This is a genomic window from Mycobacteroides immunogenum, from assembly GCF_001605725.1.
Classification (GTDB): Bacteria; Actinomycetota; Actinomycetes; order Mycobacteriales; family Mycobacteriaceae; genus Mycobacterium; species Mycobacterium immunogenum.
In genome coordinates, this window is the sequence record NZ_CP011530.1 from 2,595,246 (window position 1) to 2,611,039 (window position 15,794).

A 15,794-nucleotide genomic window follows, 5' to 3' on the forward strand; every position below is an offset into this window, starting at 1 on the left:
GCCACCAACCCTAACCTAGATATCGAGATACGTCAATATCCCAATAGCGCGATATTCAGATGGGCGTAAAGGGGGTGTCTTCCTGCGCTAACACCGCCGGGTCGGCTGGTTGGTGGCCGTCGGTGCGTGACCGTGCTTGAGGTGCGCTCTGCTGCGCGGCTTAACTCGGACGATCCCCACTCAATAGGGACTCGCCGAACTGCGCAGGTTCGACCGTGCCATCCGGCCAGGAACCCGCAGTCGAATGAAATCGGCAACGATACGAAAACCGTGAACCACCCCAGGTTTGACGCGGATCAAACCCGGGGTGGTTCAAAGTGCTTGGGAGGCGGTGCCAAGCCGGCGGTGCGGTGGCCACTTGATCGATTCTCGCGCAGCGTCTACTTCCTGGGCCGAGGTCTGCTGCAACGCCGCAAGCTTGCCGAGCATCGTCGACCTCGTCATGTGCACCATGCCTGTCAGCTCCGGTCGAAAAGTGAGCAGGTAGTTCCGGTTGAAAAGTGAGCACTTCACCTTTCGATTGGAGAGTGATCACTGTGGAGGATTGGGCGGAGATTCGCCGGCTGTATCGGTCGGAGAAGCTGTCGCAGGCTGCGATTGCGCAACATGGTCGGACCATCGCTCCTAGCCGTCGATAGCCTCTCAAGGTCGCCCAAAACTGGAGAGACCCAGCACTGTCTGGTGGCGGTCAGTGCGTTTAGGGTTGCGTTCATCGCCTTGCTCAAAGCAGATTGGTCGCCAAATCTGTTCGGCCGTTAGTTAGTCGCGACACAGCAAATCGGCACTACGAGGGCCGACAGACCACGCCGGCGTTTTCCCTGACAGCGCTGCGCTGCTAAATGGTCCGTGCTTTGCTGGTCGATTGCGCCGACACGGGGCGGATAAGCCGACTTCTGGGGTTACCGCGACTAAAGGAACTTGGCGTCGACGACCGCAGCGCCGCGCGGAAGGGCGTGGGCACCCAAATGGTCGAGGGCGAGACCTCGCAATCCGCGTCGTCGGTCTCGACCCACAAGATCCCCGCAGGAACTATGACGTACGGCACACCCACCTAAACGGAAGCGCTGTAACGCTTTCCGAAGTGCATAGCACTCAGTGGTGTAGTCAACCCAACTAGCAAGGGAGTCATCATGATCGCTACCATCCGCGAGCAGATTCAAGCCGGCGTGCGCCCAGAGTCGCCAGTAGCACGTGGCGGCGCGGGCCTGGCACGGTACGGGCTGGCCGTCGTCATCGCCTGGATCGGCATGCTGAAGTTCACAGAGTACGAAGCCAACGGCATCGCGCCATTCGTGTCGAACAGCCCTTTCATGTCTTGGCTGTACGACATTTTCTCGATCACCACCTTTTCGTCGCTACTCGGTGTAGTCGAGATCGCAATCGCGGTCTTGCTCGCCGTCAAACCGTGGTTCCCTCGACTCTCAGCGATCGGTAGCCTCATGGCCATCGGCATGTTCGCCACAACACTGACATTCGTGCTCAGTACGCCTGGTGCATTCGAAGCATCAGCAGGAGGTTTCCCGGTGTTGTCGTCGACTGGTCAGTTCCTGATCAAGGACGTCGCACTGCTCGGAATCTCTGCCTGGACGCTGGTCGATGCACTCACACGCCGCTGAGGCCGAAGCCGCCCTCGTCACCTCGCTTCGTGCGGGTGACGAGGGCGGCTTCGTGCAAGTTGTCGACTTGCAAGCCCCACGACGCCACGCCTCGCACGCGACTACGTCAGGACACCAGATCGCCGAAGGCCCCCTACAGGAAGGCCTCTTACACAAAGGAATCGGCTCTTCCCAGGATCAGTCACCTCGGTTCACAGAGCTGTCTGCGAACTTTCATAGGAGGAAAGGTCGCAGTCCCTTGACGACGAGAAACTGGACGAGGAGTCGGAGCAACGAAGCCATCCTCGGGAATTTTTCCTCAAGCACCGGGGAGCATGGTCGCCGGCGAGCCGGTCGCTCATGCACTACATGAAAGGATGCAGACAGATGAGATGCAACGAACTCGCCGAACTACTCACCGAATACCTGGACGACTCGCTCGGTTCGAGCGACCACGTGAGGCTCGAAACGCACCTGTCCGAGTGCGCCGGATGCGCAAACTATCGCACTCAATACATATCGACGATCGCAATCTTGAATCAGATCCCCGTGGCCGGCTTCAAGCGCACGCTGCGCGATACGTTATCGGCGCACTTACACCAACGGCGCCGCTGAGCTTCGCAGGGCAACCGAGTTCAGCTCAGCAACAATGGATACACCAACTTTGCTGCCGTCAGCGCCCATCGGTCTTTAGGTGGCTTGCGCCAACTCAGCCACCGCTTGATCGGTGGTCCAGATAGCTGAGGCGAGGAATCGGAAATTAATCAGGGCAGCCAAGTATCCGTCGCCTTCGGGCAACCGTGCACCCGCAGTCGCGTCACGGATGACGACAACCTCGAAACCCTGTTCGATCAGCTCGCGCAAATGGCTTTCGGTGCACAGATTCGCGGCCATTCCAGCCAGAAGAACCTGGGTCACACCGCGTTTGCGAAGCTGAAGTACGAGATCGTTGGACTGCGGACCCACGATTTTATGGGGAGAAGCGACCACCGTCTTTCCGTCCAGGATGCGGTTCTTGTACCGCTCGAGATAGTCCGCGCCCGAACCGTCGAACCCTTCCAGCTGCAGCGGATGCGTCCGCGCGAACATGCCGACACTGTGCATGAAGCGCTCAAGCGGTCCGGCGAATTGCCAGTCCTGATCGGATGGATAGTAATAGTGCGGAGAGATCGCAACCGTGATCCCCGCGCTCTTGGCAGCTGACAGTAGTTGGTCGATGTGCTCGACAGTGCCGTTGTCTTCGACGCTGGCGCCGAACACCGACCATGTTGCACCATCGGGGCTGAGAAAGTCGTTCTGCGGGTCAGTCACGACGAGCGCAGCGTGCGTCACGTCAAGCTGGAAGCCAGATGGCGGAAGTCCGGGCTCTGCGGGCTCGTCGTACACGGATGAAGTCGACATTGGATGGGAGTCCCTTTCCTATCGGGCGCTAGTGCGCGACACACGGCAGCGCCCGGAAAGTATAAATAGACGACCGGTCGGATATCAACAAGTCCGGCCTTTCGGACCTCGATGATGGTGAGGGGGACCCGTTTGGTGGTCCAGTCGCTATGCGACTTGGGGTTGGTGGGTCGTGGTCCACTGTAGAGCGAACTCCGCTGGGGTAAGTTCGCCGTGGGCGGAGTGGGGTCGGTTGGCGTTGTAATCGCAGCGCCAGTCCTCGATGATCACCCGGGCCTCCAGAAGCGAGTCGAAGCGCCACGAGTTGAGCAGTTCATCACGCAGGCGGCCGTTGAAGGATTCGATCCAGGCGTTCTGCCACGGCGAGCCGGGATCAATGAAAAGGGAACCGGCACTGTTGAATCGGCACCAATCGCTCACGGCGTGGGCCACGAACTCGGGCCCGTTGTCGAAGCGCACGTAGTGCGGCGCCCCGTGGGTGAGGGCCAGGCGATCCAAGACGTCGACGACGCCGTCGGCGTTGATGGCGCGGTCGACCTCAATCGCGAGTGCTTCGCGGGTGAACTCGTCGATGACGTTGAGCATCTTGAGGATGCGGCCATCGGCGGTCGTGTCGAACTGGAAGTCCATCGCCCAGATCACGTTCGGGCGGATCGGTGACATCGCACCCACGGCGACACCGATGCCGGTCAGCCGCTTCTTGCGGCGGCGCTGTGGGACCCGCAAGCCCTCTTCACGCCACAGCCGGCGGATGCGCTTGTTGTTGGCTTTCCAGCCGGCCTTGCGGGCCATCTTGGCTGCCCGTCGCCACCCCCAGCGAGGTCGATCGGTGGAGAACCGGCGCAACCAAGCCCGCAGCTCGGCCTCCTCGGTGGCGATCGGCGCCGGCGTCAGGCGCATCGTGGAGCGGTGCAGACCCACGACCGTGCAGGCGCGGCGTTCAGACACCCCGAACCGCTCGCGCAGCACCGTGACGGCGCTGCGCTTGCGGTTCGGGGTCAGAAGTTTCCCGCCGAGATCTCCTTGAGCATGTCGATGTCGAGGGCCTGGTTGGCGACCATCTTCTTGAGCCGGGCGTTCTCGGCTTCGAGTTCTTTGAGACGCTTGGCGTCGTTGGCCTTCATGCCGCCGTACTGGGCAAGCCAGCGATGCCACGTCGACTCCGCGATCTCTAGGTGTCGGCACACCTCGCTCAGTTCCTGGCCCGCTGCAAGGAGCTTGTTGCCCTCGGCGAGCTTGCGGATGATCTGGTCCGGGGTGTGCCGCCGGCGCTTGTTCGATGCCATGTCGTTGTTGATTCTTCCTTGCCCGCAGACCGGGCAACAGAGTCGCACAACGACTGGACCACTACGAAGGGCTCACCTCAATGGAGGCGGGACTTCAGGACGTGCCGACCAAACCCACCAACTGCGGCAAGGTTATTCGTGAGAAACGGTCGTATGGAGCGCGGGTGCGATCGATCCTGGCGCGAAGCACTGCCCCTTCCCACGCTTCGATAATCAAACCTGCGACTTCGCGACGCCGTTGAGGCGTTCCCTCTGTGAAAACAGCGGCCAGTTCGTGCTCCCAAGCACAAACAATGCCGCGTAGCTTTTCGTGGACCGACGCACTGGTGGCTGAGACTTCGAGCGCGAGATTGCCAATTAGGCAGCCGCGCATAAAGGTATGGCGCTCGTGCTCGTCGGCAATCACCGCGAAGTAGCGTTGCAGGCGGCGAACCGGTCTCCCGCGACCTAGCAGCAAGGATCCGGACCGGTCCTGAAGTTCGAGCCAGTACTGTTCTAGCACTGCGACAACAAAGGCTTCTTTGCTCTCGTAGTACGTGTAGAACGCCGCCTTCGGTACGTGGGCACGATCGGCAATTTCCTTGACACCTGTCGCGTTGACGCCACGGGCATAGAAGAGCTCGAGTCCACTAGCGAGTAACCGTCTGCGGATATCCGGGTTCCCCGGGCGAGGCACAGGAGCAGAGTAACTGACCGAACAAGGACCTTGGCCGTGCACGGCACCAACTCGACCACGCGCGTCCAGACGCACATATCCGGTCAAGTGAGCATTTTTGGTGCGCCATTGCGTAGCGCGAACTCACCGGGCGCTGAACGCGCCCGTGGACATTTAGAGACAGTCGGTCTAATCTCATCACCATGAGCGCTCCCATTGTCCGGCCTCGTCGTGGACGGCCGCCAAAAGTCAGCCGTGACCACGAAGACACGCGGGGAGCATTGCTTCGCTGCGGGATGGAAATCCGGCTCTATTGCCATGAATGTGGGTCGGGTGGGGTGTGCTATGTCTCGCGTGGCGGAGTGGTCTGGGCGCACGGGTAGCTCATAGGTTCGAAAGCTCCTACACCTCGTACCAAGGAGCTTGCCCGTGCGCGCGACCACTTTACTCAACCGTGTCCTCGACCTGCCGAAGACCACGGTCCGCGACGTCGAGTGCGGCGACAAGGTGACGGTGTGGGTGCGCCCGCAACAGCGGGTGATGTCCTGTCCGCATTGCGATTTCCGTACCCGGCACCGCTACGACACACGGATGGTGGATTCGGCGTGGCGGCACCTGGACCTCAGTGGGCGGGTATGTGTGCTCAAACTGCGGCGACGTCGGTTGCGCTGCCCCGAGCACGGTGTCCTGGCCGAGTCAGTGCCGTTCGCGCGGCCGGGATCGGGGTTCACCCGCGACTTCGAGGACCTTGCGGTCTGGCTGGCCGCCAAGTGTGACAAGAAGACGGTGTCGACGTTCTGCCGCGTCACGTGGCGCACCGTCGGGGCGATGTGTTCGCGCGTCGTGGCCGAGAAACTGGACCCCGACCGGCTGGCCGGGCTGGTCGACATCGGCGTCGATGAGATCTCCTGGCGCAAGCACCACAAGTATTTGACTTTGGTGTCCGACCACGACACCGGCACAATCGTGTGGGGTGCGCCGGGCAAGAAGGCAGCCACTCTCGACGCGTTCTTCACCGCGGCCCTACCCGCCGATGGCGCGAAGAAGATCGAGGCCGTGTCGATGGACCTCGGGCCGGCATTCGCGAAATCCGTTCGCGCACATGCCCCGCAGGCGGTGATCTGCTTCGATCCGTTCCATGTCGTCAAACTAGCCACCGACGCCCTCGACGACGTTCGCCGTCAGGTATGGCAGTCCGCGCGCAAACTGTCGGACAAGCAGATCGCCAAAACCTACAAGGGAGCCCGCTGGGCGCTGCTGAAGAACCCCGAATCCCTCACCGACACACAGAAAGCCACCCTCGCCCAGCTCAAACGCGAGGGCGGCGCACTGGTCCGCGCCTACGAACTGAAGGAATCGCTGCGGGCGGTGTTCGCCGGGGATCTTGACGCCGACACCGTCACCGACATGCTCGGGAAATGGTGCTCATGGGCGCAGCGGTGCCGGATCCCGCAGTTCGTCAAGGTCGGCCGAACCATCAACAAACACCTCGATGGCATCCAAGCCGCGGTGGAGCGCGGACTGGCCAACGGCCGCCACGAAGGGCTCAACAACAAGGTCCGGTTGATCATCCGCAGGGCCTACGGCTTCCACAACGCCGAGAACGCGCTCGCCATGATCATGCTCGTCTGCGGACCGGTGACCCTCGAACTCCCATACCACACATGAGGTCATCCACATTCATGGCAATAGAGCCGGAAATCCTGACTGCGCAGGGCCTCACTGCGACAGGTATTGAATCGGTGCTCAAGCGCGTCGATGTACCGAAGGGCTCGTTTTATCACTACTTCGACAGCAAAGACGCATTCGGTCTGGAGGTGCTGCAGAGCTACGCGGAGTATTTCGCGCGCAAACTTGATCGCTGGCTGTTGGACGACAGTCTGCCACCACTGCAACGTCTGACCCTTTTCGTCGAGGACGCGAAAGCCGGAATGGCCAGACACAGGTTTGATCGTGGATGCCTTGTTGGCAATCTTGGGCAAGAAGTTCGGACACTTCCCGAGAGCTATCGCACGAAACTCGAAGAAACACTTGAGGACTGGGAGCAGCGCTTACAGGATTGCCTGCGACTGGCCGTTGACGTAGGAGATCTTCCGGCCGACACCGACTGCGCCGCGCTATCACGGTTCTTCTGGATCGGTTGGGAGGGAGCGGTATTGCGCACCAAACTCGCTCGGACAGTCGAACCGCTCGACGTGTTTTTCAGTGGATTCCTCGCATGTGCCCGCGCGTAGGAGAAGGGAATACGATGTTCAGCGCGATTGTGGTTGAGAAGACCAACACGGACTACCGTGCGGAAATGCGGCGGCTCGGCAGCGACGACCTACCTGAGGGGCAAGTGACCGTCCGGGTCGCATACAGCAGCCTCAATTACAAAGACGCCCTGGCCATCACCGGTAGGGGCCCCGTCGTCCGTCGCTTCCCGATGGTCCCGGGAATCGACTTAGCCGGCGTCGTTGAGGCCAGCAATGACGCGCGCTACAAACCCGGTGATCACGTTCTGGTGAACGGTTGGGGACTGGGCGAGACCCACTGGGGAGGGCTTGCACAGATCGCTCGGCTCCAGGCGGACTGGCTAGTGCCACTCCCCCCCTCGTTCACCGAGGCGCAGGCCACTGCCATCGGCACTGCGGGCTATACAGCGATGCTTTGCCTGATGGCACTCGAACAACACGGGGTCACCCCTAGCGACGGCGAAGTACTCGTCACCGGTGCCAGTGGCGGCGTCGGAAGCATCGCGGTCACGCTGCTCGCGAGCAACGGCTACACGGTCGTCGCGGCAACCGGCCGCCTCGCTGAGGCAGACTATCTGCGGAGGTTGGGTGCGGCTACGGTGATCGACCGAGCCGAACTCGCCGAACCGGGCCGCCCCTTGGGCAGCGAGCGCTGGGCCGGCGCTATCGACTCCGTGGGCAGCCACACACTGGCCAATGTGTGTGCCACTACCAGTGCCGAGGGAGCCGTCGCCGCGTGTGGCATGGCTCAAGGCATGGAATTCCCAAGCACTGTTGCGCCATTCATCCTGCGCGGAGTGAGCCTGTTGGGTATCAACAGTGTCACGCAGTCCCACGCCAAACGCGTCACAGCGTGGGGCCGGCTGAGCAGCGACCTCGACACCGGACACCTAGGCGAGATCAGCCACGAGATCGGCCTCACTGACGCTATCTCCACTTCAACAGATCTTCTTGAGGGCCGAGTGAGGGGCCGCATCATCGTTGACGTGAATCGCTAACTCCCCTTTGCTGGAGCAGTGCGGGATAGTCGCTAGCTGACGGGTTATCTGCACGATAGGCACGTGCTCTCCCGCAGCATGCGATCAGCACAACCGAGGGGCCGCCAGCTCGCCAGTAACTGTCGTGCCGGACTCGGCCGAGTAGGAAATACCTTGATCGCCGCTTATAACGCCCACCACACACGACGACAGAAGGAGCAGCATTCATGACACGAGTTCTTGTACTTGGTGCCGGAGGCAGAATCGCGCAAATCGTAGTACGCGAACTGCTCCACGACGAGAGCGTGAATCTCACCCTCTACCTACGGAACGACCAACGCTTGCACGACTTGCCCGACCTCCGCGCAACGGCAGTAGAAGGTGATGTCCTTAACGGAAGTCTCCTGAAACAAGCGGTCGCGGGACAAGACATCGTCTATGCCAACCTTGGCGGTAAAGATATCGTGGACCAAGCGCGTGGGGTCGTCACTGCACTTGAGGGCGCTCGCGTGCGAAGGCTCATTTGGATCTCGACGCTAGGGATCTACGACGAAGTCCCCGGCGAGTTTGGCCGTTGGAACCATCGGATGCTCGACGGCGGCTATCTCGAAACCTACGCCGCAGCGGCGAAAGTGATCGAGTCTTCGCGCCTTGACTACACAATCATCAGACCCGCATGGCTTACAGACAAAGACGAAGTGGACTACGAGATCACCCAAAAAGGAGAACCTTTCAAAGGCACCGAGGTATCCCGAAAAAGCATCGCGGCACTCGTCGTACGATTGATTACCGATCCCTCACAAGAACTCCACGGCTCACTGGGAGTAAACAAGCCAGGCACCGACGCCGACAAGCCTGCATGGCAGTAATTCCGGACGCGATCGGGAAGAGCCGTTGGATAGTGGATAGTCCAGGCGCAATGCGAACTCTGGGCATGAGGTCGCAGCCTGCGTCGGGCGGCGTAAGTTCACCCTCGCGGGAGCACTAGACCGCCTAGGTCGAGTACGAGCAGGCCAAGCGGATCGTCATTGGCTGCATGCTCCACAGGCGATGACAACATCTGAAGAGACTTCACTCAGAGGGAGGCGGCACAACCCCATAGATCGTGTACGGGCTTCAGTACGTACGTTGACGCTCACCCAGCTTTGCTCACGCTCACCAGCGCCACACTGGGAGAATGCAGGCAAGAAGCAGGTAGATCAACGACTTGTAACCAACCTGTGATCGGTTGCGCCTATGCCGTCGGCGAGGTCACCGTGGTGCGGATCGAACGGGGGCAGGTCGAGACACTCGTGCATCGGAACCCCCTGCTCATGCAGGAACTCGGCCGCACGATCGAAGAACGAAGGGCCACTGTTCGCCGGGCGCTCAGCGTAGATACCCTCGCTCAGAGCCGTGGCGGCTGAAACCTCGCCTGAGGGGGCGGCGGCGAGTTGAGTGCCTCCGGTCGATGTCATTCCATCGGCTGTCGGGGTCGGCATGCCGGAACGACCCGTCTAGGAGCCAACAGTCGTCGCACGTAACGCTCTGTTCGGAGATGGTGGTGGCGGATGCGCTCACCATGTCTGCCACCCGCTTGGCGGCGACCGAATCGACGACGTCCATGTGAACGAGGTGCAGGAGTGCGACCGTGGCGATGGTCGATGCCGATTCGTTCCGTCGAACCACGACGTCCTCGGAGGACAGGATGGTGAGCGGCTCCTCGCGAATGCGCATCACCACGTCGGTGACTCGCTCCGAGACAACCCGACGAGCCTTCCTGGTGTCCGAGATCTCTTTGCCCGCATGCCAATACGCCCCGTCGTACTCGACTCCGATTACGGGACCGTGATCCTGCCGAAAACGCATGTCCAGGTGCATGCGCCCGTCACTTGGAACGGCAACGTTCTGTTCGCCTGCGCCAAGGACGTGGTGCAACAAGGTGAAGACTTCGATCTCCAACCGTGACGAATGTGGCTCATCACCCAAGCAGCCGGGGCATTTGTCGCCTCGGAGGTAGCGTCCGCGTGGAGATCTCGACCGGTGTCCGCTCATGTTGCGACGGTATGTGGCGACCCGACAAGGCGAGCCGATCATGCTCGGGCTCTGCCAGGTATAACTGGGCCATGGCCCCGACATTCAGTGACGTCTACGGCGAGAAGTACCTTCTTCTGACCACATTCACTAAGGACGGTAAGCCCAAGCCCACGCCAGTATGGGGTGTCCCCGAGGGCGACAAACTGCTGATCATCACCGATGACGGGTCATGGAAGACCAGGCGCATCAATAACACGCCACGTGTGACCATCCAGAAATGCGGCATCTTCGGCAAGGTCAAGGGCGAACCCGTCGAGGCGGTGGCACGGATGCTGCCGAAGGCGGAGACACGGCGCGTTTTCGACAAGATCGTCCGGCGTTACTGGCATCACGCCATCTATTTCATTCCTCAGGCCATCCTGCGCGGGGGTATAGACAAGGTGCACGCGGCCATCGAGGTCACGGCGCCGCCACCGCCCGCCCCCTAGGATGCCTCTAGCTGGTCTGGCATCTTAGGGCCGCCCACATGCCGCGTAACTTCGATCACATATTTGCTGGGGGAGCGATGACCGTCGCGCCGGCTCGGGACCCGGGATTCTCGACACACGGGAGCGGAGACAGTTAACACTTCCGCCCCCTTTGTGAGAACGTAGTTCCCATCATGATCACGGATAGCCACCAGTACCTCACCTACGAGGAATTCGGCAGGGCGTTCTTCGAGATAGCCGTCAGCGAAGCCCGGGTTAGGGCCGCTGTCGCCTCGATCGCCGGCGAACCATTCGAGGTCGGCCCCATGGCCCAAGGTCCCGGCAAGATCGCGAAGGTGACGGCAAAGGTCCAGATCCTGGACCCGATCGTCACCCGCAACGACGGTGAGACCATCACCTTCGACATTCAGGTGCCGCTGGCCATCGACCTGCTGATCGACCTGAAGCTCGATAAGAGCCGTTTCAAGGTCGCGGGCAACATCGCACTCAAGGCCACCGCCCGCGCCGCGGCGCCGCTGCAGCTGGTCATCGACGTCGCACCGCCCGGGCCCTCGGACATCACCGTCGATGTTTCCTCCAACACCATCCGCGGCGAGCTGCTGCGTATCTTGGCCGGAGTGGACCAGCTGATCAGCCGGTTCATCGCCAGCTACGTGGCCCACGAGGTGGATAACCCGAAGGCAATGGCGGCCCGCACCATCGACGTCGCGCACCGGCTCGACGAGGCGTGGACGGGCGTTTGACCGATCTCGCGGGCTGGGAATCGGTCACGACAGGGGAGTCCGGGGCCCTGGTCTACCGATCGCCCGACAGGTCGCGTTATGCGAAAGCGGGCACCGCCGACCTGGAGGCCGAGCGAGACCGCATTGAATGGCTTAGCACCCAACGTATCCCAGGCCCATCGGTACTTGAGTGGTTCACCGGGCCGGACGGTCCGGTGTTGATCACCTCGGCGGTGCCGGGTATTCCCGCCGACCAGCTCGACGCCGACGATTTGGAGCGGGCGTGGCCTGCCATCGCCGAGGCGGTACGGCGACTGCACGAGCTACCGACGGCGGGCTGCCCATTCTCCCGGGATCTCGCCGCGATGACGGCGGTGGCACGGGACGTGGTAGCCCGAGGTGCCGTCAATCCGGATTTCCTGCCAGACGGGGACCGTGCGGTGCCCGCGAAGCAACTGCTCTCCCGCGTGACGGCCGAACTGGAACAGCGCCTTGCTCAGGAGCCCGACGACCTTGTGGTGTGCCACGGGGACTTGTGTCTGCCGAACATCATCATCACCCCGGGAGCCTTCTCGGTGGCGGGCCATATCGACCTGGGCCGCCTAGGGCTGGCAGACCGCCACGCAGACCTGGCTCTGCTCTTCGCGAACTCGCGGGAGACCTGGTGCGATGATGCCGGCGCGGCCACCGCGCAGGCGCGGTTCGCGCAGATATACCGAACACCCATCGATTCGGGACGTCTGGATTTCTACTTGCGGTTGGATCCGCTCACCTGGGGCTAGTTATTCAGTCTTGACTTATATAAGTAAGCGGTTCTAATGTCGGACGCGTGCACGTCTTCGACATCCTCGGAGATCCGGTGCGGCGGCGCATCCTCGAGCTGATCCACGCGGGGGAGATGTCTTCGGGAGCCGTCACCGAAATCATCCGTTCCGAGTTCGCGATCAGTCAGCCGGCCGTGTCGCAACATCTGAAAGTATTGCGTGAGAACGGGTTCGCGACAGTTCGCACAGAGGGAACCCGGCGGCTGTACAGCGTCGACACCACACCGCTGCGTGAGGTCGACCAGTGGCTCGATACCTTCCGCCGCAATTGGACCCCGCATCTGGACGCGCTGGCCACGGAGATAGCCCGTGGCAAGCGACAACGCCGAAATTCTGCCACCACAACCAAGGAGAGCGCCTCGTGATCGATGTTCGGCACCAACTCAACGCTGTGCGGCGCACTGTCGGTACCAAGACCTTTCAGGCCAGACAGGCACGCGTCGTGACGGTGAGTCAAACCTATGACACCGACGCCGTGGATCTATGGGACGCGTGCACGAACGCCGAGCGCATTGCGCGATGGTTCCTGCCGATCACCGGTGAGCTACGCCTTGGTGGGCATTATTCCCTGGAAGGCAACGCATCTGGGACGGTGCTCAGCTGCGACGCACCACGCTCTTTCGGCGCGACCTGGGAGGCCATGGGGGAGGTCAGCTGGATCGAGGTGACGATCAGCCCCGAACCGGAGAATCCGGAGGAACGGGCCATCTTCACGCTGGAACACATCTTCCATATCGGCGACGACGACGAGCACTGGCAGCAGTTCGGGCCGGGCGCCGTTGGAGTCGGCTGGGATTCCGGCCTACTCGGTCTGGCTGGGTACCTCGCCTCGCCCGGCGATCGCATTACCCCAGAAGAGGGCGCGGCGTGGGTGGCCACCGAGGAGGGCCGTGCCTTCATGGCCGAGTCCAGCGACCTCTGGTTCGGGGCGGCCGTCGCCTCGGGCATGGATCCGGTGCGGGCCCGCGAGATGGCGGACCGAACGACGGCGGCCTATACCGCGGGCTGAGGTGGGCTGCAGTGTCCCTCGCCACAGTGGGCGCTACTATCGGCGCATGACCACATCGGCAATGCCGCCGGATGTATCTGGATTTGGACACGTCACCCAAATTGCCTGGGTGACTGATGATCTCGATGCCACGGAATCCATGCTCAGCGCGGTATTCGGGGTCAAGAAATGGACGCGGATACCAGATGTGCACTTTGGCCCGGAGGCATGCGTGTACCGCGGCGCGCCGGCCGATTTCACCGCGACCATCGCGCTGAGCTACCTGGGCGATATGCAGCTCGAGCTGATCCTCCCGGTGAGCGGGAGGAGTATCTACAGCGAGTTCCTCGAGCGCAATCCCGCGGGACTGCATCATGTCTGCGTCGAGCCACCCGACTTCGACGGGGCGCTCGACCACGCCACCGCGCGCGGCATGGCGGTCATCCAGGACGGTGTGATGCCCGGCGGCATGCGATTCGCCTACCTATCGGCGCCCGCGGCCGCCCTGCCGTACCTGGAACTGGCCTTCGTCCCGCCCGAAATCCGGGCGTTCTACGACTACATCAAGAGTGAGCAGGCATGAGCGCAGCGATCCCGGAAACCATAGCAGCCCAAAGCATCACCGAGTGGTCCGATGAGGTCGACGTGCTCGTTGTCGGCTTCGGCATGGGAGGCGGCTGCGCCGCCGTCGCCGCGGCCGAGGCCGGAGCGACGGTGTTGGCGCTGGAGCGTGCTGCCTCCGCGGGTGGCACCACCGCGATGGCGGGTGGGCACTTCTACCTCGGCGGCGGCACAGCTGTTCAGGAGGCCACCGGGCATGCTGACAGCGCCGACGAGATGTACAAGTACCTGATGGCCGTGTCTCCGGATCCGGATCCGGAGAAGATCCGCCTCTACTGTGACGGAAGCGTTGATCACTTCAATTGGCTTGAGGCGCTTGGTTTTCAGTTCGAGCGCAGTTTCTATCCGGAGAAGGCTGTCATCCAGCCCAATACCGAAGGACTGATGTTCACCGGAAACGAACTGGTGTGGCCGTATCGGGACCAGGCTGTCCCCGCACCCCGCGGGCACAAGGTTCCCAAGCCCGGCGACACGGGCGGTGCGGGCATGGTCGTGGAACTACTCGCGCGCCGCGCGGGCGAGCTGGGTGTGCCGATCCGCTACGAGACCGGTGCCACCGCGCTCATCGTCGACGGCGAGGGAGTGGTCGTCGGCGCGACCTGGAAGCATTTCGCCGAAACCGGTGCGATACGCGCCAAATCGGTGATCATCGCCGCTGGTGGATTCGTGATGAACCCCGCCATGGTGGCCGAATACACGCCCAAGCTGGCCGAGAAGCCGTTCGTGCTCGGCAGCACCTACGACGACGGATTGGGCATCAGGCTGGGAGTGTCCGTGGGGGCGGGTACCCGCAATATGCACCAGATTTTCGTGACGGCTCCGGTGTATCCGCCGTCCGGACTGCTCACCGGAATCATTGTGAACAAGAACGGAGAGCGGTTCGTCGCCGAAGATTCCTACCATTCCCGGACCTCGGGGTACGTGATGGATCAGCCGGACAGCGCGGCGTACCTGATTGTCGATTCCGAGCACATGGATCGACCGGCGCTGCCGTTGACGCCGTTCATCGACGGTTGGGAAACGGTGGCGGAAATGGAAGCGGCCCTAGGTATCCCGGCCGGCAACCTGGAAACGTCGCTGCGGCGCTACAACGAGCACGCCGACCGGGGTGAGGACCCCGATTTCCACAAGCATCCGAAATACCTTGCCTCGCAAGGGGTCGGCCCCTGGGGCGCGTTTGATCTAACGCTCGGCAAGGCGATGTATGCCGGCTTCACGCTCGGCGGTCTGCGCACCGATGCCGACGGGCGAGTGCTCACCGAATCGGGTGAGGCCATTCCCGGTCTCTACGCGGCCGGTGCCAGTGCGTCGAACATTGCTCAGGACGGTAAGGGATACAGCAGTGGAACCAGGCTTGGCGAAGCCTCGTTCTTCGGGCGGCGGGCAGGTTCGCACGCGTCAGCGCGGGTATCTGTCGGCTAGACGCATTCGGCACGCTATGTGATGCCGGTCACAAACGGGTATCAAATGTTCGCCCATCGAGGTAGCCGATGGGTGTTCGCGAACCTGTCGCCTAGGCTGGGCGCAACGGAAAGGTGACTCCAATGGCGGAGGTCTATACCAGGAACGGGCATCGGTCCGCGCCGACCGGCAAGATCCGCAAGCTGGCCAACGTCGCGCTGAACATCGATGGCACCGTCGGCAGCATCGAGTCGATGGCGGTTGAGGTGCACGACCTCACCGACCGGGTCGGCGGCATGCTCGATCATCTCGATTCGAGCCTGGAGCGCCTCGATGATTCCCTGGATTCGCTGAACCTCACCTTGAACAACCTGGCCGAAACCACGACGACGCTGGCCAGAACGATGACGAGCCTCGAAACGCTCATTGATGTGGTGGACCCGCTCATCCGGGTGCTCAAGGTCGCGCTGTATCCCACGAAGATCGTGCTGGACTTCGCCGACGACCGGATCGCTCAGATCGAACGCGCCCTGCGCTGAAGTCTGCGCACGGCGTCACCTCTCCTGGCTGGTCATCGTCGGCCACT

18 protein-coding genes are annotated in these 15,794 nt (G+C 62.1%); 14 read left to right on the forward strand and 4 right to left on the reverse strand.

All coding sequences use genetic code 11. The features are described from left to right. The first annotated feature begins 1,133 nt into the window (after nt 1-1,133). Together ABG82_RS12660 and ABG82_RS12665 are read left to right on the forward strand one after the other, a co-directional pair. Entirely contained in the window at nt 1,134-1,616 is a 483-nt protein-coding gene (locus ABG82_RS12660) for a YkgB family protein (protein ID WP_031354506.1), read from the forward strand. 366 nt (nt 1,617-1,982) lie between these two features. After that, entirely contained in the window at nt 1,983-2,210 is a 228-nt protein-coding gene (locus ABG82_RS12665) for an anti-sigma factor family protein (protein WP_033710422.1), read from the forward strand. A gap of 75 nt (nt 2,211-2,285) precedes the next feature. Here the strand turns inward: ABG82_RS12665 and ABG82_RS12670 are convergent, their stop codons facing one another. The 3 genes from ABG82_RS12670 to ABG82_RS12685 all read right to left on the reverse strand — a co-directional run bounded on the left by ABG82_RS12670 (nt 2,286) and on the right by ABG82_RS12685 (nt 4,958). Next, nucleotides 2,286-2,996, reverse strand: coding sequence for a cysteine hydrolase (locus ABG82_RS12670; protein ID WP_033710423.1), 711 nt, complete (start codon nt 2,994-2,996; stop codon nt 2,286-2,288). Nucleotides 2,997-3,143: 147 nt separating this feature from the next. Next, nucleotides 3,144-4,282 (reverse strand): IS3 family transposase gene (locus tag ABG82_RS12675; RefSeq protein ID WP_095762103.1). Its coding sequence is split into 2 segments (ribosomal slippage): nt 3,144-4,012 and nt 4,012-4,282, totalling 1,140 coding nucleotides; the frame shifts between segments, so codons are not numbered across the junction. 94 nt (nt 4,283-4,376) lie between these two features. Further along, nucleotides 4,377-4,958 carry a TetR/AcrR family transcriptional regulator gene (locus tag ABG82_RS12685; protein ID WP_036391083.1) on the reverse strand — a complete coding sequence of 194 codons (582 nt, stop codon included), beginning with the start codon at nt 4,956-4,958 and terminating at the stop codon, nt 4,377-4,379. 408 nt (nt 4,959-5,366) lie between these two features. On the opposite strand from ABG82_RS12685, the gene ABG82_RS12690 reads away from it, so the two are divergent. The 4 genes from ABG82_RS12690 (at nt 5,367) to ABG82_RS12705 (ending at nt 9,017) form a co-directional block, all read left to right on the forward strand. Continuing rightward, nucleotides 5,367-6,605: an ISL3 family transposase gene (locus ABG82_RS12690; RefSeq protein ID WP_043080596.1), complete on the forward strand. Its 1,239-nt coding sequence runs from the start codon at nt 5,367-5,369 to the stop codon at nt 6,603-6,605. Beyond that, entirely contained in the window at nt 6,602-7,171 is a 570-nt protein-coding gene (gene acuR, locus ABG82_RS12695; protein WP_043079001.1) for an acrylate utilization transcriptional regulator AcuR, read from the forward strand. The genes ABG82_RS12690 and acuR overlap by 4 nt, the downstream gene beginning before the upstream one ends. 14 nt (nt 7,172-7,185) lie before the next feature. After that, nucleotides 7,186-8,169, forward strand: a complete 984-nt coding sequence (acuI, locus tag ABG82_RS12700) for an acrylyl-CoA reductase (NADPH) (protein WP_031354507.1) — start codon at nt 7,186-7,188, stop codon at nt 8,167-8,169. Between the two features lie 206 nt (nt 8,170-8,375). Further along, on the forward strand, nt 8,376-9,017 hold the full coding sequence (locus ABG82_RS12705; protein ID WP_036391071.1) for an SDR family oxidoreductase: 642 nt from the start codon (nt 8,376-8,378) through the stop codon (nt 9,015-9,017). Nucleotides 9,018-9,516: 499 nt separating this feature from the next. Here ABG82_RS12705 and ABG82_RS12710 read toward each other — a convergent pair whose 3' ends face one another. Further along, nucleotides 9,517-10,089: a hypothetical protein gene (locus ABG82_RS12710; protein ID WP_043079000.1), complete on the reverse strand. Its 573-nt coding sequence runs from the start codon at nt 10,087-10,089 to the stop codon at nt 9,517-9,519. Between the two features lie 164 nt (nt 10,090-10,253). Between ABG82_RS12710 and ABG82_RS12715 the strand changes: the two genes are divergently transcribed. From ABG82_RS12715 to ABG82_RS12750, 8 genes are all read left to right on the forward strand, one after another. After that, nucleotides 10,254-10,652 carry a PPOX class F420-dependent oxidoreductase gene (locus ABG82_RS12715; RefSeq protein ID WP_043078999.1) on the forward strand — a complete coding sequence of 133 codons (399 nt, stop codon included), beginning with the start codon at nt 10,254-10,256 and terminating at the stop codon, nt 10,650-10,652. A gap of 173 nt (nt 10,653-10,825) precedes the next feature. Continuing rightward, nucleotides 10,826-11,395 (forward strand): hypothetical protein, encoded by a 570-nt coding sequence (locus ABG82_RS12720; RefSeq protein ID WP_043078998.1) that lies wholly within the window; start codon nt 10,826-10,828, stop codon nt 11,393-11,395. Beyond that, entirely contained in the window at nt 11,380-12,156 is a 777-nt protein-coding gene (locus tag ABG82_RS12725; RefSeq protein ID WP_043078997.1) for an APH(3'') family aminoglycoside O-phosphotransferase, read from the forward strand. Before ABG82_RS12720 ends, ABG82_RS12725 begins: the two co-directional genes overlap by 16 nt. A gap of 47 nt (nt 12,157-12,203) precedes the next feature. Continuing rightward, a complete protein-coding gene (locus ABG82_RS12730; protein WP_043078996.1) occupies nt 12,204-12,563 on the forward strand; it encodes an ArsR/SmtB family transcription factor in 360 nt (119 codons plus the stop codon). Continuing rightward, nucleotides 12,560-13,207, forward strand: coding sequence for an SRPBCC family protein (locus ABG82_RS12735; protein ID WP_043078995.1), 648 nt, complete (start codon nt 12,560-12,562; stop codon nt 13,205-13,207). The genes ABG82_RS12730 and ABG82_RS12735 overlap by 4 nt, the downstream gene beginning before the upstream one ends. 46 nt (nt 13,208-13,253) lie before the next feature. Beyond that, nucleotides 13,254-13,769: a VOC family protein gene (locus ABG82_RS12740; RefSeq protein ID WP_043078994.1), complete on the forward strand. Its 516-nt coding sequence runs from the start codon at nt 13,254-13,256 to the stop codon at nt 13,767-13,769. Then, on the forward strand, nt 13,766-15,229 hold the full coding sequence (locus ABG82_RS12745; RefSeq protein ID WP_043078993.1) for an FAD-binding protein: 1,464 nt from the start codon (nt 13,766-13,768) through the stop codon (nt 15,227-15,229). Before ABG82_RS12740 ends, ABG82_RS12745 begins: the two co-directional genes overlap by 4 nt. A gap of 122 nt (nt 15,230-15,351) precedes the next feature. Further along, nucleotides 15,352-15,747, forward strand: coding sequence for a hypothetical protein (locus ABG82_RS12750; protein ID WP_043078992.1), 396 nt, complete (start codon nt 15,352-15,354; stop codon nt 15,745-15,747). The last annotated feature ends 47 nt before the right edge of the window (nt 15,748-15,794 follow it).

Coding starts and splice junctions, on each gene's coding strand:
- acuI (WP_031354507.1), top strand. CDS start 7,186: ATGTTCAGCGCGATTGTGGTTGAGAAGACCAACACGGACTACCGTGCG.
- ABG82_RS12750 (WP_043078992.1), top strand. CDS start 15,352: ATGGCGGAGGTCTATACCAGGAACGGGCATCGGTCCGCGCCGACCGGC.
- ABG82_RS12720 (WP_043078998.1), top strand. CDS start 10,826: ATGATCACGGATAGCCACCAGTACCTCACCTACGAGGAATTCGGCAGG.
- acuR (WP_043079001.1), top strand. CDS start 6,602: ATGAGGTCATCCACATTCATGGCAATAGAGCCGGAAATCCTGACTGCG.
- ABG82_RS12665 (WP_033710422.1), top strand. CDS start 1,983: ATGAGATGCAACGAACTCGCCGAACTACTCACCGAATACCTGGACGAC.
- ABG82_RS12715 (WP_043078999.1), top strand. CDS start 10,254: ATGGCCCCGACATTCAGTGACGTCTACGGCGAGAAGTACCTTCTTCTG.
- ABG82_RS12705 (WP_036391071.1), top strand. CDS start 8,376: ATGACACGAGTTCTTGTACTTGGTGCCGGAGGCAGAATCGCGCAAATC.
- ABG82_RS12740 (WP_043078994.1), top strand. CDS start 13,254: ATGACCACATCGGCAATGCCGCCGGATGTATCTGGATTTGGACACGTC.
- ABG82_RS12745 (WP_043078993.1), top strand. CDS start 13,766: ATGAGCGCAGCGATCCCGGAAACCATAGCAGCCCAAAGCATCACCGAG.
- ABG82_RS12670 (WP_033710423.1), bottom strand. CDS start 2,996: ATGTCGACTTCATCCGTGTACGACGAGCCCGCAGAGCCCGGACTTCCG.